Genomic DNA, 21002 nt, shown 5'->3' with positions numbered 1-21002 from the left:
ACGCGATACGCAATACGCGATCGGCTACGCGAGATCCGAGAGGTGCGCATGACCTCTGTGCCCACGCCGATCCCCTCCCGCACGCAGTACGTGCTGGAGGAGATCAAACGCCGCATACTCACCGGCCGGTTCACACCGGGCCAGGCCCTGGTCGAGACCGACCTCGCCGCACAGTTCGGGGTGTCCAAGACCCCGGTGCGCGAGGCGCTCAAGACCCTGGCCGGCACCGGACTGGTCGTGATGAGCCAGTACAAGGGCGTCACGGTGCGCACGGTCGACGCGGACATGGCGCGCGAGGTCTACGACGTGCGACTGCTCCTCGAACCCGAGGCCCTCAGGCGCGCCGTGCGACGCGGCGCCTCCCTGGACGACGCCCGCTCCGCGCTGACCCGGGCCGACGAGGCCACCGACACCGCCGAACGGTCGCTCGCCAACCGCGAGTTCCACCGCGCCCTCTACGTGCCGTGCGGCAACCCGCTGCTCGGCCGGATGCTCGACGAGGTCCGCGACCAGGCCGCCCTCGTCTCCGCCGTCGCCTGGGCCGCCGACCCCTCCTGGGAACGGGAGGCCGGCGAACACCGCGAGATCCTGCGGCTCGCCCTCGGCGGTGACGCGGACGGCGCGGCGCGCGCCCTGCACGCGCACATCGCGTCGTTCGTGCGGCGGGCGTTCCCCGGAGCCGGGTTCGACGCCCCGGACGCCCCGCAAGCCCGGGACACCCCGGACGCCCCGCAAGCCCGGAAAGGGGACGGTCAGGTATGACGACGACGTTCGAGGCCCAACGGGCGGCCCTGGCCGACGTGGTGGCGATCCCGGTGACCCCGTTCGCCGAGGACGGCTCCGTCGACCCCGCCACCTACCGGGCCCTGCTGCGCCGCCTCCTCGACGGCGGCATCACGACCCTCACCCCCAACGGCAACACCGGCGAGTTCTACGCGCTCACCCCCGAGGAGCGCCGCCTGGTCACCGAGCTGACCGTCGAGGAGGCCGGCGGCCGCTCGGCCGTCCTGGTCGGCGTCGGCCACGACGTGCCCACCGCCGTCGCCTCCGCACGGCACGCCCGCGAACTCGGCGCGCAGATGGTGATGGTGCACCAGCCCGTCCACCCCTACGTCTCGCAGAGCGGCTGGGTCGACTACCACCGCGCCATCGCCGGGGCCGTGCCCGAACTGGGCGTCGTCCCGTACATCCGCAACGCGCAGCTGACCGGCGCCCGCCTCGCCGAACTCGCCGACGCCTGCCCCAACGTCATCGGCGTGAAGTACGCCGTGCCGGACGCGTCGAGGTTCGCCGCCTTCGCCCGGGACGCGGGCCTGGAGCGGTTCGTGTGGGTGGCGGGACTCGCCGAGCCGTACGCCCCCTCCTACTTCTCGGCGGGCGCCACCGGCTTCACCTCCGGTCTGGTCAACGTCGCCCCGGCGGTCTCGCTGAACATGATCGGGGCGCTGCGCTCCGGCGACTACCCGACCGCGATGAAGGTGTGGGAGCAGATCCGCCGCTTCGAGGAACTGCGCGCCGCCAACGGCTCCGCCAACAACGTCACCGTCGTCAAGGAGGCCCTCGCCTCCCTCGGCCTGTGCCGCCGCGAGGTCCGCCCGCCGAGCAGACCGCTGCCGGAGGGCGAGCGGGCCGAGGTCGCCGCGATCGCCGCGGGGTGGTCCGCATGAGCGCCCCCGACGAGCGGCGCAGGCGCCCCGAGGAACTGCGCAGCCACCAGTGGTACGGCACCGACGGACTGCGCTCCTTCAGCCACCGCGCCCGCACCCGCCAGCTCGGCTACCTGCCCGGGGAACACCTGGGCAAGCCCGTCATCGCGATCCTCAACACCTGGTCCGACATCAACCCCTGCCACGTCCACCTGCGCGACCGCGCCCAAGCCGTCAAGCGGGGTGTCTGGCAGGCGGGCGGCTTCCCTCTCGAATTCCCGGTCTCCACCCTCAGCGAGACCTTCCAGAAGCCGACCCCGATGCTGTACCGCAACCTCCTCGCCATGGAGACCGAGGAGCTGCTGCGGTCCTACCCGGTCGACGGGGCGGTGCTGATGGGCGGCTGCGACAAGTCCACCCCCGCCCTGCTGATGGGCGCCGCCACCGCCGACCTGCCGGCCGTGTTCGTGCCCGCCGGGCCGATGCTGCCCGGGCACTGGCGGGGCGAGGTGCTCGGTTCCGGCACCGACATGTGGAAGTACTGGGACGACAAGCGGGCCGGCGTCATCGGCGACTGCGAGATGCAGGAGCTGGAGAGCGGCCTGGCCCGCTCGCCCGGCCACTGCATGACGATGGGTACGGCGTCCACGCTGACCGCCGCCGCCGAGGTGCTCGGCGTCACGGTCCCGGGCGCGTCCAGCATCCCGGCCGTCGACTCCGGGCACGACCGGATGGCCGCCGCGGCCGGACTGCGCGTCGTCGAACTGGTCCACCGGGACCGCAGGCCGAGCGAGATCCTGACCGCCGAGGCCTTCGAGGACGCGGTGACGACCGTCCTCGGGCTCGGCGGCTCCACCAACGCCGTCATCCACCTGATCGCCATGGCCGGCCGGGCGGGCGTCGGGCTCACCCTGGACGACTTCGACCGCATCGCCCGCACCGTGCCGGTGCTGGCCAATGTGCGGCCCGGTGGACAGAGGTACCTGATGGAGGACTTCCACTTCGCGGGCGGTCTGCCCGGGTTCCTCTCCCGGATCCCGGACCTGCTCCACCTGGACCGGCCCACCGTCTCCCACGACACGATGCGCGAGCAGATCGCCGGCGCGCAGGTGTACGACGACGACGTCATCCGGCCCCGGGACAACCCGGTCGCCGCCGAGGGCGGGGTCGCCGTACTGCGCGGCAACCTCTGCCCGGACGGCGCCGTGATCAAGCACATCGCCGCCGAACCGCACCTGCTGCGGCACACCGGTCCGGCCGTCGTCTTCGACGACTACCGGCAGATGCAGCGGACCATCAACGACCCGGCGCTGGGCATCACCGCCGACAGCGTGCTCGTACTGCGCAACGCCGGACCCAAGGGCGGCCCGGGCATGCCCGAGTACGGCATGCTGCCGCTGCCCGACCACCTGCTCAAGCAGGGGGTGCGGGACATGGTGCGCGTCTCCGACGCCCGTATGAGCGGGACGAGTTACGGCACCTGTGTCCTGCACGTGGCCCCGGAGTCGTACATCGGCGGGCCGCTGGCCCTGGTGCGCACCGGGGACTCCATCACCCTCGACGTCGGGAACCGCGTCCTGCGGCTCGACGTGGACGACGAGGAGCTGGAGCGGCGCAGGGCGCAGTGGACGCCGCCGCCCGTCCGCCACGAGCGCGGCTACGGCGCGCTCTACAACGACCAGATCACCCAGGCCGACACCGGCTGCGACTTCGAGTTCCTCGCCCGCCCGGGCAAGGTCCAGGACCCCTACGCCGGCTGATCGACCGTCACCGGCCCGGCTCGCGCACATGCACGGAGAAAGCGCTTCCTATCGCTCGCGCACCACGCAGCAGGACGTACCGAGAAACGGAGAACAGTCATGGCCCAAGCCGCAGCCGTGGCGAAACCACCCGCGCCACCCCGGCGGCGCCGTGCCTCCGCCGCCCCCCGCAGGCTTCCCTACCTGCTGATCGCGCCCGCCGCCCTGCTCATGCTGGGCTTCATCGCGTACCCGGTCATCAGCGTCTTCTACTACAGCCTGCGGAACTACAACCCGACCAAGCCGTGGCGGAACGGCTACGCGGGCCTGGACAACTTCACCCGCATCTTCACCGAGGACCCGCTGTTCCGGGACACGCTGGTCTTCAGCGCCAAGTGGGTGTTCGTCGAGGTCGGGCTGCAACTGCTGTTCGGCCTGGCGCTCGCCCTCATCGTCAACCAGACCTTCGCCGGCCGGGCCCTGGGCCGCGCCCTCGTCTTCTCGCCCTGGGCCGTCTCCGGCGTGCTGACCTCCGCGATCTGGGTGCTGCTCTACAACTCGCAGACCGGCGTCACCCGCTACCTCGCGGACATGGGCATCGGCGCATACGGCACCAGCTGGCTGTCGGACACCTCGACGGTCTTCTCCGCGGTGGTCGTCGCCGACCTGTGGCGCGGCGTCCCCTTCTTCGCCATCCTCATCCTCGCCGACCTCCAGTCCGTCCCGAAGGACCTCTACGAGGCCGCCGAGGTCGACGGCGCGAGCCGTGTCCAGCAGTTCCGGCACATCACGCTGCCGCACCTGAAGGACGCCATCATCCTGTCCACGCTGCTGCGCGCGGTGTGGGAGTTCAACAACGTCGACCTGCTCTACACGCTGACCGGCGGCGGACCCGCGGGCGAGACCACGACACTGCCGCTGTACATCGCCAACACCTCGGTCGACGCCCACGACTTCGGCTACGCGTCGGCCCTCACCACGGTCGCGTTCGTGATCCTGCTCTTCTGCTCGATGGTCTACCTGCGGCTGAGCAAGTTCGGAGGCGAAAGCAAGTGATCACCGAAGAGGCCACGCAGGCCGCCCCCGCCCCCGCGCCCACCGCCCCCGAACCGTCCCGCCCGGGGAAGCGGCGCCGCGCCTGGGACGAGGCACCCCGCTGGCAGATCTACCTGCCCCTGGGCATCTACCTCGTCTTCACCCTCGTCCCGTTCTACTGGATCCTGCTCTTCGCGCTGCGCCCGGCCGGCTCCACCTCGCTGGTGCCCTGGCCGATGACCTTCGTCCACTTCGAGAAGGTCTGGACGGACCGCGGCTTCGGCACCTTCTTCCACAACAGCGTGCTGGTCGGCGTCGCCACCCTGATCATGACGACGCTGGTCGCCCTGGCCGGCGGCTACGCCCTCGCCCGGTTCGACTTCAAGGTCAAGCGGGCGTTCATGCTGGCCCTGCTGTGCTCCCAGTTCGTGCCCGGCGCGCTGCTGCTGGTGCCGCTGTTCGAGATCTTCGCCGAGCTGCGGATGATCAACTCCCTCGGCAGCGTCATCCTCGCCGAGACGGTCTTCCAGCTGCCGCTGTCGATGATCCTGATCGGCAACTTCATCAAGAACGTGCCGTACTCCCTGGAGGAGGCCGCCTGGGTGGACGGCTGCAACCGGATGCGGGCCTTCCGAGTGGTGGTCCTGCCGCTGCTGCGGCCCGGCCTGATCGCCGTCGGCTCCTTCGCCTTCGTCCACTCCTGGAACCACTTCCTGTTCGCCCTGATGTTCCTGAACAACCAGGAGAAGCAGACCATCCCGGTCGGCCTCAACACCCTGATGAGCGCGGACAGCGTCGACCTCGGCGCGCTCGCCGCGGGCGGCATCATCGCGGCCGTCCCCGTCGTGCTCGTGTTCGCCTTCATCCAGAAGTGGCTGATCACCGGCTTCAGCGCGGGGGCGGTGAAGGGATGACGGAACCCCGGACCGCACCCGGCGCCCTGCTCCCGGTCCCCGTCGTCCTCGCCGGAGCCCGCGGCCACGGCCGCTGGCACCTGGCGAACATCCGCCGGCTCCAGGCGGAGGGCCTGGTGCGGCTCGTGGGCATCGGTGAGCTCACCCCGCTCACCGAGGAGGAGTTCGGCGGGGAGCTCCCCGAGCAGTCCGCCGACTTCGGCGCGCTGCTGGACTCCACCGGCGCCCGCGTCGCGGTGGTCTGCACCCCGATCCCCACTCACACCGGCCTCGCCCTCGCGGCCGCCGCGCGGGGCGTGCACCTCCTGCTGGAGAAGCCGCCGGCGCCGTCCTTCGCCGAGTTCCGCCGGATGGCCGACGGGGTCGCCGCGGCGGGGGTCGCCTGCCAGATCGGCTTCCAGTCGCTGGGCTCGCACGCCGTGCCCGCGATCCGGGAGCTGGTCGCCGAGGGCGCCGTCGGCCGGGTCGTGGGGGTCGGCGGCGCCGGCGCCTGGGTGCGGCCCGAGGAGTACTTCCGGCGGGCGCCCTGGGCGGGCCGGCGCCGGCTGAACGGCGTCGACGTGATCGACGGCGCGCTGACCAACCCGCTCGCCCACGCCGTCGCCACCGCCCTCGCGCTCGACGGCAGCACCCGCGCCGAGGACGTCACCGGCATCGAGACCGAACTGCTGCGCGCCCACGACATCGAGTCCGACGACACCTCCTGCGTACGGATCACCACCGCGCGCGGCGGGCCGGTCACCGTCGCCGCGACGCTGTGCGCGGAGCGGGCCGACGAGCCGTACGTCCTGGTGCACGGCACCCGCGGCCGGATCACCCTCTGGTACAAGCAGGACCGCGTGCTGCTCCAGCGCGCCGGCCACGGCCCCCGGGAGATGCGGTTCGGCCGCACCGACCTGCTGGAGAACCTCCTCGCCCACCTCACCGACGGCACCCCGCTGCTGGTCACCCCCGACCGGACGGGTGCCTTCATGAAGGTCGTCGAGGCGATCCGGCAGGCCCCCGACCCGGCCCCGCTGCCCGCCGGCGTCTGGCACCGCGTCCCCGGTGAGAACCGCCGTGTCGTGCCCGGCGTCGACGGCCTGGTCGCGGCCGCCGCCGACACCCTGTCCCTCTACTCCGAGCTGGGCGCCCCCTGGGCGCCGCCCGCGCACCACCCGCCGAAAGAGGTGAGCACCCGATGACCGGCAACGACTCCGTGGTCCTGCGTGTCGCGGGCCGGCCCGTCGGCCGGTACGTCACCCGGCCCGAACTGCCGGCCCGGCTCTCCCCGCGGCCGTACCTGCACCCCGTCACCACCCTGGCCGGTACGGCGGTCACCGAGCTGAGCCCCGCCGACCACGCACACCACCTCGGCGTCGGTGTCGCCGTTCCCGACGTCGAGGGGTTCAACTTCTGGGGCGGACGCACCTACGTCCGTGACCGGGGCCCGGCCGAGCTGGACAACCACGGCTCCCAACGGCACTCCTCCTACCAGCTGCGCGACCCCGACGGGTTCGTGGAGGAACTGCGCTGGGTGGCCGCGCCGGGCGAACTGCTGCGCGAGCGCCGCACGGTGGCGGCCACCGGACTCACCGGCACCGCCTGGGCGCTGGACTTCACCTTCTCCCTCACCAACGTCACCCGCAGCCCCCTGTCCATCGGCAGCCCCGCCACCAACGGCCGTCCGGGGGCCGCCTACGGGGGCTTCTTCTGGCGGGCCCGCAAGGAGGAGGCGGCCCCGGACGTCTTCACCGCCGGAGCCGAGGGCGTCGACGAGGTCCACGGCCGCCCCGCGGACTGGCTCGCGCTCGCCGGCTCCACCTGGACCCTGGTCTTCGCCGGCGCCACCGGACCGACCGGGCGCGACCCCTGGTTCGTACGCACCGCCGAGTACCCGGGCGTCGGCTCCTCCCTCGCGCACGACGCGCGGCTGCCGGTCCCGCCCGGCGGGACCGTCGTCCGCCGCGTCGTGACCGTGGTCGCCGACGGCCGCCTCGGCCGGGACGCCGCCGCCGCGCTGGTCCGCAAGGCGGTGGGCCCGTGACCGCCGGACGGACGGAGTCCACCTACCGCAACCCGGTCCTGAACGCCGACTGGTCCGACCCGGACGTGATCCGTGTCGGCGACGACTTCTACCTGACCGCCTCCAGCTTCGGCCGCGTCCCCGGGCTGCCCCTGCTGCACTCCCGGGACCTGGTCAACTGGACCCTCGTCGGCCACGCCCTGGAACGCCTGGAACCCGAGGCCGAGTTCGCCCTTCCCCGCCACGACCGCGGCGTGTGGGCCCCGTCCCTGCGCCACCACGACGACCGCTTCTGGATCTTCTGGGGCGACCCCGACCAGGGCATCTTCCAGGTCAACGCCCCCGGGATCCGCGGCCCCTGGACCCGCCCGCTCCTGGTGAAGGCCGGCAAGGGCCTGATCGACCCGTGTCCCCTGTGGGACGAGGAGACCGGCGAGGCGTATCTCGTGCACGCCTGGGCCAAGTCGCGCAGCGGCGTCAAGAACCGCCTCACCGGCCACCGGATGCACCCCCACGGCACCGAACTCCTCGACGAGGGCGAGGTGATCGTCGACGCCGACCGGATCCCCGGCTGGTTCACCCTGGAGGGGCCCAAGCTCTACCGGCACGACGGCTGGTTCTGGATCCTCGCCCCCGCCGGGGGAGTGGAGACCGGCTGGCAGGGCGCCTTCCGCTCGCGCGCGTTCTTCGGGCCGTACGAGGAGAAGGTCGTCCTGGAGCAGAAGGACACCGACGTCAACGGCCCCCACCAGGGCGGCTGGGTGCGCACCCCGTCCGGCGAGGACTGGTTCCTGCACTTCCAGCAGCGCGGGGCGTACGGCAGGGTGGTCCACCTCCAGCCGATGCGCTGGAGCGGTGGGGACACCTCCCGCTCGAGCGAAGCCGGGAGCGGGGGAGGCTGGCCGGTGCTCGGGGACGACGGCGCCCCCGTCGCCGTCCACCGCCGCCCGGACCTGCCCGCGCAGCCGCCCGCCGCACCGGCCACCGACGACGACTTCCCCGGCGGACGGCACGGCCGCCAGTGGCAGTGGGCCGCCAACCCCAGGGACGGCTGGGCCCTCCGGCACTCCGCCGACGGACTGCGGCTGACCTGCGTACGCTCCGCCGAGGCGCACGACCTGCGCAGGGTGCCCAACGTGCTCACCCAGCGGCTGCCCGGCACGCCGTGCACCGTCGAGGTGGAACTGCGGCTCGACGGCGGGGAACCCGGGGCGCGCGCCGGGCTGGCGGTCCTCGGGGACGCGTACCGCTGGATCGGGCTCCAGCGGGGCGCGGACGGCGCGGTGCGTCTGGTGCACCGGTTCGCCGAGGCGGTCGCCGACGGGGAACGGGACGCCGATCACCCGCGGCCCGCTCCCGAGGGCCGGGCCCGGCTGCGCATCGACATCGCAGCCGGGGCGCGCTGCCGCTTCTCGTACGACACCGGCGACGGCCTCCGCCCCTCCGGGCAGGTCTTCGCCGCCACCCCGTGGCGCTGGGTGGGAGCCCTGCTCGGCCTGGTCGCCCTGGCGCCCCCCGGTCAGGGGCACGCCGGTGCCGCCACGTTCACCCGGTTCAGGATCGGCGCCCCGGCGCGGCCGGCCGCCGCCGGACCGTCCTGACAGACCCCCGCACCTTCACAGTCCGCTGGATTCGGAAGAAGAGGGCCGACCAATGAGGATCAGCATGCGCAGAAGCAGCACAGGCAGGCGCCGGACGCCGGCCGCCGTCGCCCTGGGGGCCGTGCTCGCCCTGACCGCCACCGCCTGCGGCGACGACGGCAGCGGTGCGGGCGGCGACGACGGCGCCGAGGGCAGCGGCAAGGGCGAGATCGTCTTCTGGGACAACAACGGCGGTGTCCGCACCGACATCTGGAAGGAGATCATCGCCGACTTCGAGAAGGCGAACCCGGACATCGACGTCCAGTACGTCGGTATCGCCTCCACCGAGTACCAGTCCAAGGTCGACACCGCCATCCAGGGCGGCGGCCTGCCGGACGTCGGCGGCGTCAGCGCGTCCATGCTCGCGGGCTTCGCCGCCCAGGGCGCGCTGGACGCGCTGGACTTCCGCCTGGCCAAGTCCCCCCTGAACGGCAAGCTCAACAAGGACATGATCGAGTCGCTGCGGGCCGCCGGCGGCGGCGACGACAAGCTGTACTCGATCCCGACCTCGGCGAACAACGGCGTCCTCTACTACCGCACCGACCTGTTCGAGAAGGCGGGCCTGGAGGAGCCGAACACCTGGGAGCGGTTCTACGAGGCCGCGGAGAAGCTCACGAAGAAGGACAGCAACGAGTTCGGTTACACCATCCGCGGTGGCGCCGGCTCCATCGCCCAGGCCCTGGACGCGATGTACGGCCAGTCCGGCATCACCTCGTTCTGGGACTCCACCGGCAGGAAGACCACGGTCGACGACCCGAAGAACGTCGAGGCCCTGGAGAGGTACGCGGCCCTGTTCAAGAAGGCCACCCCCGCCGCCGACCTGAACAACGACTTCACCAAGATGGTCGCGCAGTGGGACTCCGGCCGGATCGGCATGCTGAACCACAACCTCGGTTCCTACCAGGACCATGTGAAGGCGCTCGGCAGCGACAGGTTCCGGGGCATCCCGCAGCCCACCGGGCCCGGCGGGAAGCGGGTCCAGGTCTCCAACCCGGTCGACAGCGTCGGCCTGTTCAAGAGCTCGAAGAACAAGGAGGCGGCCTGGAAGTTCATCGAGTTCGCCACGTCGGCCCCGTCCAGCTCGAAGTTCAACGAGGCGGCCGGGCAGGTGCCGGCGCACATGGACGCCGCGGAGGACGACTGGATCGCCGAGGCGGAGCCGACGAAGCTGGCGGCCGAGGCGCTGAGCGACGGGTCCACGAGCATCGTGCAGCTGCCGTACTACCTGCCGGACTGGAACACGGTCTCCAAGGCGGACAACGAGCCGAACTTCCAGAAGGTGCTGCTGGGCGACATGAGCGCCGAGGAGTTCCTGGACACGTTGGCCGGACAGCTGAACGAGGCGCAGGCGGAGTGGCGGGAGCAGATGGGCTGAGGCCGGTGCGCAACCGCCGGGGGCGGCCCGTAAATCCCGGGCCGCGGGCCGTCCCGGGCCGGTCGCGCCCGCACGGTGGAGCCATCCGCTCCCGGTCGGGCGCGTGCGCCCCGGCCGCCTCGTGCAGCCGGGCGCGCAGCTCCTCGTGCACGTCCCGCCGCATCGTCACCGGTCCCTTCCCGTGGCCTCGTCCGCGCGTTCGCGCACGCTCCCGTCCCCGCCGGCGGTCGCCGCCACCGTCGCGTGCACCCGCCGCGGTACCTCCCGCGTGCCCAGCAGCCGCTGCAGTTCGGTCATCCCCTTCGAGGTCTGGCTCTTCACGGTACCCACCGAGATGCCGAGGGCCAGCGCGGTGTCCCTCTCCGACAGGTCGAAGGCGTGCCGCAGCACCACGCACGCCCGCTTGCGGAACGGCAGCCGGCGCAGCGCCTCCTGCACGTCCACCACGCCCGGCACGTCGGGGTTCTCGGTCCGTTCCTCGCGCGGCGACCAGAACAGTGCGACCCGCCGCCGCTCGCGCACCGCGCTGCGGATCCGGGTGCGGGCCAGATTGGCCACCACCCCCCGGGCGTAGGCCGCCGGATGGTCCGCGGCGCGCACCCGGTCCCAACGGTGCCACAGCGCCAGCAGCGCGTCCGCCACCAGGTCGTCGGCGGTGTCCGCCTCACCCGTCAGCAGGTGGGCGAGGCGGGAGAGTTCGGCGTAGTGGCGCTCGAAGAACGCGTGGAACTCCACGGAGGCGGCGTCGTCGACGACGGTGCCCACGGGCGACCTCCCCTCGCAGCGGCGCCGGACGCCCGACGGGCACCGGTGACGGCGTCTGTCATGTAGATGACATGTGAACGTCCGGCATCGGCCGTCGCGGGTTCCGGAGCGCAGCAGTGATCATCTACAGGTCCGTACGGTGGATCGAACGGTGTCTGACGGGTCGGCACTCGCATCCGTAACACGGACCGCACCCGGAGAAGGTTCACCCCGGGCGCGATCCAGCCGGCGACCGCGGCATGATCCCCAGCCGGCAAGGAGCAGTCGTCATGTCCGAGGCGCGGAAGACGGCCCGCCGACCCGGGGCCGGGCCGCCCGCGGTGAACAGCCCCGACCGGTTCTTCCGGATCTCCGGACGGGGATCCACGCTCGGCCGGGGGATCCGCGGCGGTCTTGGCCACGCTCCTCACCCTGGCCCGCATCCTTGTCCTGAATCCCCTCGTCCCGGGCAGGGCGAGGGGCAGGTCCGGCGAGCGATTCCGGCGAGGACGAGCGGCACCCGCACCGGCAACGCCGGAGCCCCCGGAAGGCCGGCAGGACACCGCCTGCCGACCGCGGCCGGCAGGCGGACGACGTACAGGGACTCCAGGACGTGGAAGCCGCTGCCGCGGTCCGCGGGGACGCCCGCGCTCGGCCCGGTCGCGCCGCCCGAGGCTCCGCCTCCGCCGCGCGGGGGAGGACCGGGTCAGCCGCGCAGCGTGAGGACGAGTTCCTCGATCTCCGCGCCCCGCGCGCGGGCGTGGCCCGTGGCGCGTGCGGAGACCTCGAAACCGCACCGCCGGAGCACTCGCAGCGACCCCGCGTTGTCCGCGGCCGCGCGCGCGTACAGCGGGCGTTCGGCCACCTCCGCCAGCAGAGCGCGCAGCGCGGCGGTGGCGATGCCCTTGCCCCAGTACGCGCGGTCGACCCAGTACGTCACCTCGCGCTCGCCCGGTTCCCCGTACACGGACGCGTGGCCCACCACGTCACCGTCGCCCAGGACCGTGCGCACCACGACGTCCGGCGAGGTGCGGATGCGCGCCCAGTGGGCGTCGAAGCGGTCCCGGTCGGCGGGGTCCTCGGGGGTGAAGGCCGCCATGCGCAGCGCCTCCGGGTCGTTGAGCTGCCGGTAGAAGACCGGCAGGTCGCTGTCGTGCACGGGCCGCAGGGAGACGTCCATGGGGTCAGAGCCTACGGGTGGCCAGGGTCAGCCGGTCGCGCGCGTCGAACAGGGCGTCCTTGACCAGCTGCTCGTGCGCGGGCGTGAGCCGGGCCACCGGCACCGAGCAGCTGATCGCGTCCCGCGCGGGGGTGCGGTACGGGATCGCCACGCCGAAGCAGCGCAGCCCCAGCGTGTTCTCCTCGCGGTCCACGGCGAAGCCCTGCTCGCGCACCAGGCGCAGCTCCTCGATGAGCTTCTCCCGGTCGGTGATGGTGTTCTCGGTCAGGGCGGGCAGCGTCTCCGGGAGCATCTTGCGCACCTGCTCGTCCGGGTACGTGCTCAGCAGCGCCTTGCCCAGCGACGTCGAGTGCGCGGGCAGCCGGCGGCCGACCCGGGTGAAGGGGCGCAGGTAGTGCTGCGACTGGCGGGTGGCCAGGTAGACCACGTTGGTGCCGTCGAGCCGGGCGAGGTGGATGGTCTCCGTGGTGTCGTCCGAGAGCCGGTCCAGGGTAGGACGGGCCGCGGCGACCACCTCGTCGCCGTCGATGTAGGACGTGCCCACCAGCAGGGCCCGGACGCCGATGCCGTACCGCGTGCCCGTCGCGTCCGTCTCCACCCAGCCGAGGTCGACGAGCGTGCGCAGCAGCATGTAGAGGCTCGACTTGGGGTACCCGACGGCTTCCTGGACCGCCGCCAGGGAGTGCATGCCGGGGCGCCCGGCGAAGTACTCGAGCAGTTCAACGGTCCGTACCGCGGACTTGACCTGTGCCCCGCCGCCCGTCTCGCCAGCCGACATCGCCCTTGACCCCTTCGTTCGCCGGGAAATAGTCTCCGAAGCACATTCATCCACAGAGACAGCGTTCAGTATATCGAACACCCTGAAGGATGACGTACATACTGCGGCATTGCATGCGGCAATCAAGTGGAGGGACCCGCGGTGGCAGCAGCACCAGTCTGGAGTGTCGACCCCCGAACCGGGAAGCAGCGTGAACAGGTTGCGGTGGAGGCCACGGCCCAGGAGGTGGACGCAGCCGTCCGCGCCGCGCACGACGCGCGCGGCGCGCTGGCGGACCGCGCCGTCCGCGCGGCCTTCCTGCGCACGGCCGCCGACGAGCTCGAGGCGGCCAAGGACCGGCTCGTCGAGGCCGCCGACGCGGAGACCGCGCTCGGGCCGGTCCGGCTCACCGGCGAACTCACCCGTACCTGCTACCAGCTGCGGGCCTTCGCGGACATCGTCGACGAGGGCGCCTTCCTCGACGTCGTCATCAACCACCCCGACGACACCGCGACCCCGCCCGTGCCGGACCTGCGACGTTACAAGATCCCGCTGGGCGTCGTCGCCGTCTACTCGGCGTCCAACTTCCCCTTCGCCTTCTCGGTGCCCGGCGGCGACACCGCGAGCGCGCTCGCGGCCGGCTGTCCGGTCGTCGTCAAGTCCCACCCCGACCACCCCGGTCTGTCCGAGCTGGTCGCCGAGGTGCTGCGCCGGGCCGCCGCCCGGCACGACCTCCCCGAGGGCGTGCTCGGCCTGGTGCACGGCTTCGAGGCCGGCGTCGAGCTGATCAAGCACCCGCTGGTCGCGGCGGCCGGCTTCACCGGATCCGTCCGCGGCGGCCGCGCCCTGTTCGACGCGGCCGCCGCCCGGCCCGTCCCGATCCCCTTCCACGGCGAGCTGGGCTCCCTGAACCCGGTCGTCGTCACCGAGGCCGCCGCCGCCGAGCGCGGCGAGGCGATCGGCGCCGGGCTCGCCGGTTCGATGACGCTGGGGGTCGGCCAGTTCTGCGTGAAGCCGGGCCTGGTCCTGGCGCCGGCCGGCCCGGCCGGCGACGGACTGCTCAGGTCCCTGACGGAGGCAGTCAGCGACACCGACGCGGGCGTCCTGCTCGACCACCGCATGCGCGACAACTTCGTCGCAGGGGTCGCCGAGCGCGCCGAACTGCCCGACGTGGAGTCCCCGGTGACCCCGGGCGCGGGGGGCGAGCACACGGTCAGCGCGGGCTTCCTCACCGTCCCGGCGAGCCGGCTGGCCCAGGAGGGCGAGCACGACCTGCTGCTCGAGGAGTGCTTCGGCCCGGTCACCGTGGTGGCCCGCTACGAGGACGACACCGAGGTGCGGGCCGTGCTGTCGCGGCTGCCCGGCAACCTCACCGCGACCGTGCAGCTCTCCGCCGAGGAGGCGGCCGGGGAGGGCCGCGGCGCGGAGCTCCTGCAGGAGCTGACGCCGCTGGCCGGGCGCGTGCTGGTGAACGGCTGGCCGACGGGGGTGGCGGTCGCGCCCGCGCAGCACCACGGCGGGCCGTACCCGGCGACCACCTCGACGTCCACGTCGGTGGGCGGGACGGCCGTCGAGCGGTGGCTGCGGCCGGTGGTGTACCAGGGGACGCCCGAGGCCCTGCTGCCCGCGGAACTCAAGGACGACAACCCGCTGGGACTGCCCCGGAGGTTCAACGGCAGGCTGGAGCGCTGAGGAGGCTCACCCCGTGCTCGGCTCCAGGCCCGCGTCGCGGGCCAGGAGCGCCGCCTGCACCCTGTTGTCGCAGTCGAGCTTGGTCAGGATGCGGCTGACGTAGGTCTTCACCGTGGCCTCGCTCATGTGCAGGCGGGCGCCGGCGTCCGCGTTGGACAGACCCTCGCCCAGCAGGGCCAGGACCTCGCGTTCGCGTGCCGTCAGCCCGGCCAGGCGGCGGCGTGCCTCCTCGCCGCGCACGGTGGCGGCGGGGGAGGCGAGGGTGTCCACCACGTGCCGGGTGGCGGCCGGGGACAGATAGGCGTTGCCGGCCGCCGCCGCGCGGACCGCGTGGATCAGTTCCTGCGGCGCGGAGTCCTTCAGCAGGAAGCCCGCGCTGCCGTGGCCGAGAGCCCGCAGGACGTTGTCGCGTTCCCCGAACGTGGTCAGGATCAGCACGCGTACCCGCGGCGCGGCGCGGCCCATCTCGGCCAGTGCGGCCAGCCCGTCCATCACGGGCATCTGGATGTCCAGCAGGGCCACGTCGACCGCGGTGCCGCGGGCGATCTCCACCGCCTCCCGGCCGTCCCGCGCCTCGGCGACGACATCGATGTCGTCGGCCGAGGTGAGGATCATCCTGATGCCGGCCCTGATGAGCGGCTCGTCGTCGGCGACGAGGACCCGGATCACGCGGCCTCCTGCACGGTGTCGGTGTGACAAGCGGATGGCGAAAGCCCGCCCATCATGCCCGATCCGGTCGCGGGCGCGGCCACGGACCGTCGGTCATACCTTGTGCTCGTAGGACTCCTTGGAGGACAGCTTCCCGTCGCGGAAGCAGAACCGGTAGACGATGTCGGCCTCGTCGTCCACGAAGTGCTCGCAGGTCGCGTCCTCGGGCAGCGGCGGGCCGTCCTTCTCCACGCCCTCGGTGAGCAGCGAGCCGCCTTGCGGGAACTTCTTCCGGATGTCCGCCTCGGAGTCACCGACCTGGGCCGACTCGTACACGCTCGCCGGGATGACGCCCTTCTCCACCTCGTCCATCAGTTTCCCGACCCCCCAGAACAGGAGGGCGCCGACGCCCACGACGAGGACGACGGCGGTGAGGGCACACCCGAGGGCGACGTTCTTCCTGCTGCTCATGATGGCGGCGAACTCCTTCTGCGGATCAGCGCGTTCGATGACGGCTCCACCGTCGCCCGCGGAGCCCCCGCCGATCTGCCCCCGGAAGTCGTCGCCCGCGGCGACGGAAGTCGCGCCGTCCGGACGGGACCGCCCCTCGCCGTCGCCGTACGGCAGCACACCGGCGAGGCGGAAACCCCCGTCGGGGGTGGGGCCGGTGTGCACCATGCCGCCGACCAGCCTGGCCCGCTCCCGCAGGCCCGTCAGCCCCTGGCCGCCGCTGATCGCGGGCGGCCCGGCCGGTGCCCCGGCCGGCACCGGCCCGTTGGCCACCTCGACCACCAGGCTGTCCGGTTCGTAGCGCAGCGCCACCGTGATCGGGGCGCCCGGCGCGTGCTTGTGCGCGTTGGTCAGGCCCTCCTGGGCGATGCGGTACACCGCGTGGTCGGCGGCGGGCGCCAGGGACCGTTCGGTGCCGGAGCGGCGCAGCTCCACCGGCGCGCCCGCGGCCCGTGACGACGCGACCAGCTTGTCGACGGAGGCCGCCACACGGGCCGTGGAGGGCTCGGCGTCGTCCTCGGGGCCCGGCGCGGGCGCCTCCACGCCGTCCCGCAGGATGCCCACGGCCTCGCGCAGCTCCCGCATCGCCGACCTGGAGGCCTCCCGGAGGATGCCCACCCCTTCCCGCTGGCGGCCGTTCAGCTCCGGGTCCACCTCCAGTGCCCCGGCGTGCACGGCGATCAGGGCGAGCTGGTGGCCGAGGCTGTCGTGCATGTCCTGGGCGATGCGCTGCCGTTCCAGCAGCCTGGCCTGCCGCGCCACCATCGTCTGCTCGCGCACCAGCTGGGCGTTGTGCCGCCGCAGGGCGTCGAGCAGGGCGTGACGCTGGGCGCGGTAGCGCGAGGCGAGACCGGGTACGACCGCCAGCACCAGGAACGGGCTCCCGCCCAGCACGGCCGTCATCAGCAGCGACACCCCGAGCTGGTCGTCGGCCGCGGTGGTGACGGCGAGGACGAGGTGGAGCACGAGGCCGGCCGCGTAGGCGGCCAGCGCGCGCCCCGGGCGCTTGACGCGGCTGCCCGCCGACCAGCTCGCGTAGACCAGCAGCGCGAACACGCCGACGACCGCCCCGGCCAGGGCCGACGAGACCACCAGCACCGTCGCCGGCAGGGCGCGGCGGGCCAGGGACAGTACGGCGACGACCAGGGCCAGGGCGCCGCCCCGCGCCACGGATCCGGTCTCCGTCGTGTACAGGAGACCGGCGGTCCCGGAGAGCACCAGGGTGAGTGCGGCCTCCCCGACGATCCGCCTGCGGGGCCAGGGGGAGGCGGCGGCGAGCCGGGAACGGAGCGGCGGGCCGGTGCGGGGTGTCTCTGCTGCGTCCACGCGCAGACGATAGGGGGCCGCCCCCGGACGCCCGCATCCCCCCTTCGGCGCGGTCCCGAACGACGAAAGTGAACTCCCGGCCGTCAAGGGGCCTGTCGTCTCCGGTCGTTGCGGGTGGCGACGTACGGGGACTGCTCCGGGCCGGGCACGCTCCGGGACCGCCGACCGTGACCGCCGCCCGTGACCGCCGACCGGGACCGCCGACCGGGACCGCCGTCCGGGCCCCGGCGCCGGGCCCCGCCTGAAAGAATCCCGCCATGGACCTGGACATCCCCGGACTGCCCTTCCCCCTGCGCGCCTACGGCCCCGACGGCCACTGGTCCCACGAGGACGGCGTCCTCACCGGCTGGGCCGGACCCCGGCAGGACCGGTTCGTGCCGCCCACCGGGGAGGCGTTGGACCCCGTCTGCGACGCGCCGCGTCTGCTGGGCGCGCCCGAGGGCGACTTCCAGCTGATAGCGCGGGTCACGGTCGGCTTCACCGCGTCGTTCGACGCCGGGGTGCTCTACGTCCATGCCGGCGAGCGGGCCTGGGCCAAGCTCTGCCTGGAGTACTCCCCGGACGTGCCCACCGTCTGCACGGTGGTCACCCGGGGGCACTCCGACGACGCCAACTCCTTCACCGTCGACGGGAACTCGGTCTGGCTCCGGGTGAGCCGCACCGGCCGCGCCTTCGCCTTCCACGCCTCCCGCGACGGCGAGCGCTGGACCTTCGTCCGGCTCTTCACCCTCGGGGACGGGAAGGAGTCCGGCGCCGCCCTGATCGGCTTCATGACCCAGTCGCCGATGGGGGAGGGCTGTGCGGTGACGTACGACCGCATCCAGTACCGGTCCCACTGGCCGCGTGATCTGCGGGACGGCAGCTGAGGGAATGGAAGCAGCTGCTTGAACGTTCACGCGGTCGTCGGAGGGAGTCTCCGTCCCCGTACGACCCTGGAGAGAGCCGGCCCATGCGCGTCGAGATCTGGAGCGACATCGCCTGCCCCTGGTGCTATGTCGGGAAGGCCCGCTTCGAGAGGGCCCTGGCCGCCTTCCCGCACCGCGAGCAGGTCGAGGTGGTGCACCGGTCCTTCGAGCTGGACCCGGGCCGGGCCAAGGACGACGTCCAGCCGGTGATCACGATGCTCACCAAGAAGTACGGCATGAGCGAGGCGCAGGCCGAGGCCGGCGAGGACGACCTCGGCGCCCAGGCCGCGGCCGAGGGCCTGCCCTACCGCACCCGGGGCCGCGACCACGGCAGCACCTTCGACATGCACCGCCTGCTGCACCACGCCCGCGAGCGGGGCCGCCAGGCCGAGCTGCTCGACCTGCTGTACCGGGCGAACTTCGCCGAGGAGCGGTCCGTCTACGACGACGACGAACGGCTCGTCGCCCTGGCCTCCGCCGCCGGTCTCGACGCGGACGCCGTCCGCCAGGTCCTCGCCGACCCGGAGGCGTACGCCGACGGGGTCCGCGCCGACGAGCGCGAGGCCGCGCAGCTCGGCGTCTCCGGGGTGCCGTTCTTCGTGCTGGACCGCACGTACGGCGTCTCCGGCGCCCAGCCCGCCGAGGTGTTCACCCGGGCGCTGACCCAGGCCTGGGGCGAGCGTCCGCCGCTGAAGCCGGTCGACGGCGGCGAGGTCTGCGGCCCGGACGGATGCGCGGTGCCACAGCAGTAGAGTGCGCAGGTCAAGGCCTATGCATAAGCCTTCCTTGACGCTACTGGGCAGAATTCGGCAATGGACGGGGAGGTGCGGGAGCCGCAGAGTGGTTCCATGGAGACCTTCGAGAACCTCGTCCGTGCCGAGTTCACCCCGAAGAACACCTACCTGAACACCGCGAGCAACGCCCTCCTGCCGGCCCGTACCGCGGCCGCGCTCCAGGACGCCGTACGGCTCCGCGCGGAGGGCCGGTCACTCGACCCGCTGTTCGCCGACGTCGAGGCCTGCCGCGCGGCCTACGCCCGGCTGGCCGGCGTCCCGGCCGAGCGGGTGGCGGCCGGCGCGACCGTCGCCCTGCACACCGCGCTGGTCGCGGCCTCGCTGCCGTCCGGCGCCGAAGTGCTCACCGCCGAGGGCGACTTCACCTCCGTGCTGAACCCCTTCCACGCGCGCGGCGACCTCAAGGTGCGGGCCGTGCCGCTGGAGCGGCTCGCCGACTCCGTCCGTCCCGGCACCGCGCTGGTCGCGGTCAGCGCGGTGCAGTCCGCCGACGGCCGGATCGCCGACCTGGCCGCCCTGCGTGAGGCGGCCCGGCACCACGGAGCACGCACCTACGTCGACTTCTCGCAGGCGGCGGGCTGGCTGCCGGTGACGGCCGACGCCCACGACTACAGCGTCTCCATCACCTTCAAGTGGCTGCTCGGCCCGCACGGCGTGGCCTTCCTCGTCGTGCCGGAGGACTTCGGCGACCTCACGCCGGTGCAGGCGGGCTGGGTCGCGGGCGAGAACCCGTGGGACAGCTGCTACGGCCCCGTCACCGGACTCGCCCGCTCGGCCCGGCGGTTCGACTCCAGCCCCGCCCTGCTCGACTACGCGGGACTGCGCGCCTCCCTCGGACTCGTCGAGGAGATCGGCGTGGACACCATCCGCGCCCACGACCTGGCCCTCGCCGACCGCTTCCGCGCGGGGCTCGCCACGCTGGGCCGCACGCCCGTGCCCTCGCCCGGCTCGCCGATCGTGTCGGTGCCCGGACTCGGCCGCCTGCAGCCGGAGATGGCGAGGGCGGGCATCGAGGTCTCCGCCCGGGCCGGCAACCTGCGGGCGTCCTTCCACCTCTACAACACGGCCGCCGACGTGGACCGGCTGCTGGACGCGCTGTCCGGCTGAACGCCTCCCCGCCCGGCACACGGCAGCGGGCCGGTGCCTCCCCGTCCCGCACGAGGAGGCCCGGCCCGCAGGAAGCGTCAGGCGCTCACCTCACCGGAGTGAAGTCGCGCGCCCCGATGAAGTCCGGCCGCCGCACCGGCGCCGCGAAGGGCTCGACCGCCGCGTTATCGACGCTGTTGAACACGATGAACACGTTGCTGCGCGGGAACGGCGTGATGGTGTCCCCGGAGCCGTGCATGCAGTTGCAGTCGAACCAGGTCGCCGAGCCGGCCCTGCCGGTGAACAGCTTGATGCCGTACTCCGAGGCCATCCCGGTCAGCGCAGCGTCGGACGGCGTCCCCGCGTCCTGCATCTGCAGGGTCTGCTTGTAGTTGTCCTTCGGGGTGGCCCCCGCGCATCCGAGGAACGTCCTGTGCGACCCGGGCATGATCATGAGACCGCCGTTGGTGTCGTGGTTCTCGGTGAGCGCGATCGAGACCGAGACGGTGCGCATGTTCGGCGGACCGTCCTCGGCGTGCCAGGTCTCGAAGTCCGAGTGCCAGTAGAAGCCGCCGGCGCCGAAGCCCGGCTTGACGTTGATCCGCGACTGGTGGACGTAGACGTCCGAGCCGAGGATCTGCCGGGCCCGCCCGACGACCCGCTCGTCGCGCACCAGACGCGCGAACACCTCGCTGATCCTGTGCACCTCGAAGACGGACCGGATCTCCTCGGACCGCGGCTCGACGACCGAGCGCTCGTCCGCGCGGACGGCCGGGTCGGTGACGAGCCGCTCCAGCTCGCGCCGGTAGACGGCGACCTCGTCCGGCCCGATGAGCCGGTCGACGGTGAGGAAGCCGTCGCGCTCCAGGGACTCCAGGTCACCGGGCGCGATCGGGCCGGGCGTGTCCGGGGAGCACCGGACCACCGGGTCCTGCCGGGGAACCGCCACCTCGGTGGCGCCGCGGGTGGGCTAGAGGTCGGTGACGTTCGCGGCCGTGGGCAAGGC

Annotated in this window: 19 protein-coding genes; 13 read left to right on the top strand and 6 right to left on the bottom strand. The window is 73.0% G+C overall.

Going from position 1 to position 21002, the window contains the following annotated elements; all coding sequences use genetic code 11:
• Positions 1-48: 48 nt before the first annotated feature.
• From ACF07S_RS29875 to ACF07S_RS29835, 9 genes are all read left to right on the top strand, one after another.
• Complete coding sequence (locus tag ACF07S_RS29875; RefSeq protein ID WP_391975613.1) at positions 49-762, top strand: GntR family transcriptional regulator; 714 nt, start codon at positions 49-51, stop codon at positions 760-762.
• Positions 759-1667: a dihydrodipicolinate synthase family protein gene (locus ACF07S_RS29870; protein WP_391966547.1), complete on the top strand. Its 909-nt coding sequence runs from the start codon at positions 759-761 to the stop codon at positions 1665-1667. Before ACF07S_RS29875 ends, ACF07S_RS29870 begins: the two co-directional genes overlap by 4 nt.
• Positions 1664-3406 (top strand): L-arabinonate dehydratase, encoded by a 1743-nt coding sequence (araD, locus tag ACF07S_RS29865; protein ID WP_391966546.1) that lies wholly within the window; start codon positions 1664-1666, stop codon positions 3404-3406. Before ACF07S_RS29870 ends, araD begins: the two co-directional genes overlap by 4 nt.
• A 99-nt stretch (positions 3407-3505) precedes the next feature.
• Positions 3506-4441: a carbohydrate ABC transporter permease gene (locus tag ACF07S_RS29860; protein WP_391966545.1), complete on the top strand. Its 936-nt coding sequence runs from the start codon at positions 3506-3508 to the stop codon at positions 4439-4441.
• Positions 4438-5334 (top strand): carbohydrate ABC transporter permease, encoded by an 897-nt coding sequence (locus ACF07S_RS29855; protein WP_391966544.1) that lies wholly within the window; start codon positions 4438-4440, stop codon positions 5332-5334. The genes ACF07S_RS29860 and ACF07S_RS29855 overlap by 4 nt, the downstream gene beginning before the upstream one ends.
• Positions 5331-6518, top strand: coding sequence for a Gfo/Idh/MocA family protein (locus ACF07S_RS29850; protein ID WP_391975612.1), 1188 nt, complete (start codon positions 5331-5333; stop codon positions 6516-6518). The genes ACF07S_RS29855 and ACF07S_RS29850 overlap by 4 nt, the downstream gene beginning before the upstream one ends.
• A complete protein-coding gene (locus tag ACF07S_RS29845) occupies positions 6515-7360 on the top strand; it encodes a PmoA family protein (RefSeq protein WP_391966542.1) in 846 nt (281 codons plus the stop codon). Before ACF07S_RS29850 ends, ACF07S_RS29845 begins: the two co-directional genes overlap by 4 nt.
• A complete protein-coding gene (locus tag ACF07S_RS29840) occupies positions 7357-8940 on the top strand; it encodes a family 43 glycosylhydrolase (RefSeq protein ID WP_391975611.1) in 1584 nt (527 codons plus the stop codon). Before ACF07S_RS29845 ends, ACF07S_RS29840 begins: the two co-directional genes overlap by 4 nt.
• Before the next feature lie 52 nt (positions 8941-8992).
• Positions 8993-10354: an ABC transporter substrate-binding protein gene (locus ACF07S_RS29835; protein ID WP_391975610.1), complete on the top strand. Its 1362-nt coding sequence runs from the start codon at positions 8993-8995 to the stop codon at positions 10352-10354.
• A 165-nt stretch (positions 10355-10519) separates the two neighbouring features.
• On the opposite strand, the gene ACF07S_RS29830 is transcribed toward ACF07S_RS29835, so the two are convergent.
• From ACF07S_RS29830 to ACF07S_RS29820, 3 genes are all read right to left on the bottom strand, one after another.
• Positions 10520-11119 (bottom strand): SigE family RNA polymerase sigma factor, encoded by a 600-nt coding sequence (locus tag ACF07S_RS29830; RefSeq protein ID WP_391966539.1) that lies wholly within the window; start codon positions 11117-11119, stop codon positions 10520-10522.
• A gap of 685 nt (positions 11120-11804) precedes the next feature.
• Positions 11805-12278: a GNAT family N-acetyltransferase gene (locus ACF07S_RS29825; RefSeq protein WP_391966538.1), complete on the bottom strand. Its 474-nt coding sequence runs from the start codon at positions 12276-12278 to the stop codon at positions 11805-11807.
• A 4-nt stretch (positions 12279-12282) separates the two neighbouring features.
• The gene (locus tag ACF07S_RS29820) at positions 12283-13056 is read right to left on the bottom strand and encodes an IclR family transcriptional regulator (RefSeq protein WP_386014914.1); all 774 of its coding nucleotides are present in this window, start codon (positions 13054-13056) and stop codon (positions 12283-12285) included.
• A gap of 141 nt (positions 13057-13197) precedes the next feature.
• On the opposite strand from ACF07S_RS29820, the gene ACF07S_RS29815 reads away from it, so the two are divergent.
• Positions 13198-14727 (top strand): aldehyde dehydrogenase (NADP(+)), encoded by a 1530-nt coding sequence (locus ACF07S_RS29815; protein ID WP_391975609.1) that lies wholly within the window; start codon positions 13198-13200, stop codon positions 14725-14727.
• A gap of 6 nt (positions 14728-14733) precedes the next feature.
• Here ACF07S_RS29815 and ACF07S_RS29810 read toward each other — a convergent pair whose 3' ends face one another.
• Positions 14734-15396 (bottom strand): response regulator, encoded by a 663-nt coding sequence (locus ACF07S_RS29810; protein WP_391966536.1) that lies wholly within the window; start codon positions 15394-15396, stop codon positions 14734-14736.
• Positions 15397-15489: 93 nt separating this feature from the next.
• Positions 15490-17211 (bottom strand): histidine kinase, encoded by a 1722-nt coding sequence (locus tag ACF07S_RS29805; protein ID WP_391975608.1) that lies wholly within the window; start codon positions 17209-17211, stop codon positions 15490-15492.
• A gap of 257 nt (positions 17212-17468) precedes the next feature.
• Between ACF07S_RS29805 and ACF07S_RS29800 the strand changes: the two genes are divergently transcribed.
• From ACF07S_RS29800 to ACF07S_RS29790, 3 genes are all read left to right on the top strand, one after another.
• Positions 17469-18077: a DUF1349 domain-containing protein gene (locus ACF07S_RS29800; protein WP_391975607.1), complete on the top strand. Its 609-nt coding sequence runs from the start codon at positions 17469-17471 to the stop codon at positions 18075-18077.
• A gap of 83 nt (positions 18078-18160) precedes the next feature.
• On the top strand, positions 18161-18868 hold the full coding sequence (locus tag ACF07S_RS29795; RefSeq protein WP_391966533.1) for a DsbA family oxidoreductase: 708 nt from the start codon (positions 18161-18163) through the stop codon (positions 18866-18868).
• Between the two features lie 96 nt (positions 18869-18964).
• Positions 18965-20017, top strand: a complete 1053-nt coding sequence (locus ACF07S_RS29790; protein ID WP_391966532.1) for an aminotransferase class V-fold PLP-dependent enzyme — start codon at positions 18965-18967, stop codon at positions 20015-20017.
• An 85-nt stretch (positions 20018-20102) separates the two neighbouring features.
• Here ACF07S_RS29790 and thpD read toward each other — a convergent pair whose 3' ends face one another.
• Positions 20103-20945, bottom strand: coding sequence for an ectoine hydroxylase (thpD, locus tag ACF07S_RS29785; RefSeq protein ID WP_391975606.1), 843 nt, complete (start codon positions 20943-20945; stop codon positions 20103-20105).
• Positions 20946-21002: the final 57 nt, after the last annotated feature.

The sequence above is a fragment of the Streptomyces sp. NPDC016640 genome (assembly GCF_043076215.1).
In the GTDB taxonomy this organism is placed as follows: Bacteria; Actinomycetota; Actinomycetes; order Streptomycetales; family Streptomycetaceae; genus Streptomyces.
This window is presented reverse-complemented; position numbering and strand designations above follow the sequence as displayed.

What these genes read in the sequence shown, in the direction of transcription:
- ACF07S_RS29835 (WP_391975610.1), top strand. Translation starts at nt 8,993, where the DNA reads ATGAGGATCAGCATGCGCAGAAGCAGCACAGGCAGGCGCCGGACGCCG.
- ACF07S_RS29845 (WP_391966542.1), top strand. Translation starts at nt 6,515, where the DNA reads ATGACCGGCAACGACTCCGTGGTCCTGCGTGTCGCGGGCCGGCCCGTC.
- ACF07S_RS29790 (WP_391966532.1), top strand. Translation starts at nt 18,965, where the DNA reads ATGGAGACCTTCGAGAACCTCGTCCGTGCCGAGTTCACCCCGAAGAAC.
- ACF07S_RS29875 (WP_391975613.1), top strand. Translation starts at nt 49, where the DNA reads ATGACCTCTGTGCCCACGCCGATCCCCTCCCGCACGCAGTACGTGCTG.
- ACF07S_RS29820 (WP_386014914.1), bottom strand. Translation starts at nt 13,056, where the DNA reads ATGTCGGCTGGCGAGACGGGCGGCGGGGCACAGGTCAAGTCCGCGGTA.
- ACF07S_RS29795 (WP_391966533.1), top strand. Translation starts at nt 18,161, where the DNA reads ATGCGCGTCGAGATCTGGAGCGACATCGCCTGCCCCTGGTGCTATGTC.
- ACF07S_RS29800 (WP_391975607.1), top strand. Translation starts at nt 17,469, where the DNA reads ATGGACCTGGACATCCCCGGACTGCCCTTCCCCCTGCGCGCCTACGGC.
- ACF07S_RS29860 (WP_391966545.1), top strand. Translation starts at nt 3,506, where the DNA reads ATGGCCCAAGCCGCAGCCGTGGCGAAACCACCCGCGCCACCCCGGCGG.
- ACF07S_RS29850 (WP_391975612.1), top strand. Translation starts at nt 5,331, where the DNA reads ATGACGGAACCCCGGACCGCACCCGGCGCCCTGCTCCCGGTCCCCGTC.
- ACF07S_RS29870 (WP_391966547.1), top strand. Translation starts at nt 759, where the DNA reads ATGACGACGACGTTCGAGGCCCAACGGGCGGCCCTGGCCGACGTGGTG.
- ACF07S_RS29825 (WP_391966538.1), bottom strand. Translation starts at nt 12,278, where the DNA reads ATGGACGTCTCCCTGCGGCCCGTGCACGACAGCGACCTGCCGGTCTTC.
- araD (WP_391966546.1), top strand. Translation starts at nt 1,664, where the DNA reads ATGAGCGCCCCCGACGAGCGGCGCAGGCGCCCCGAGGAACTGCGCAGC.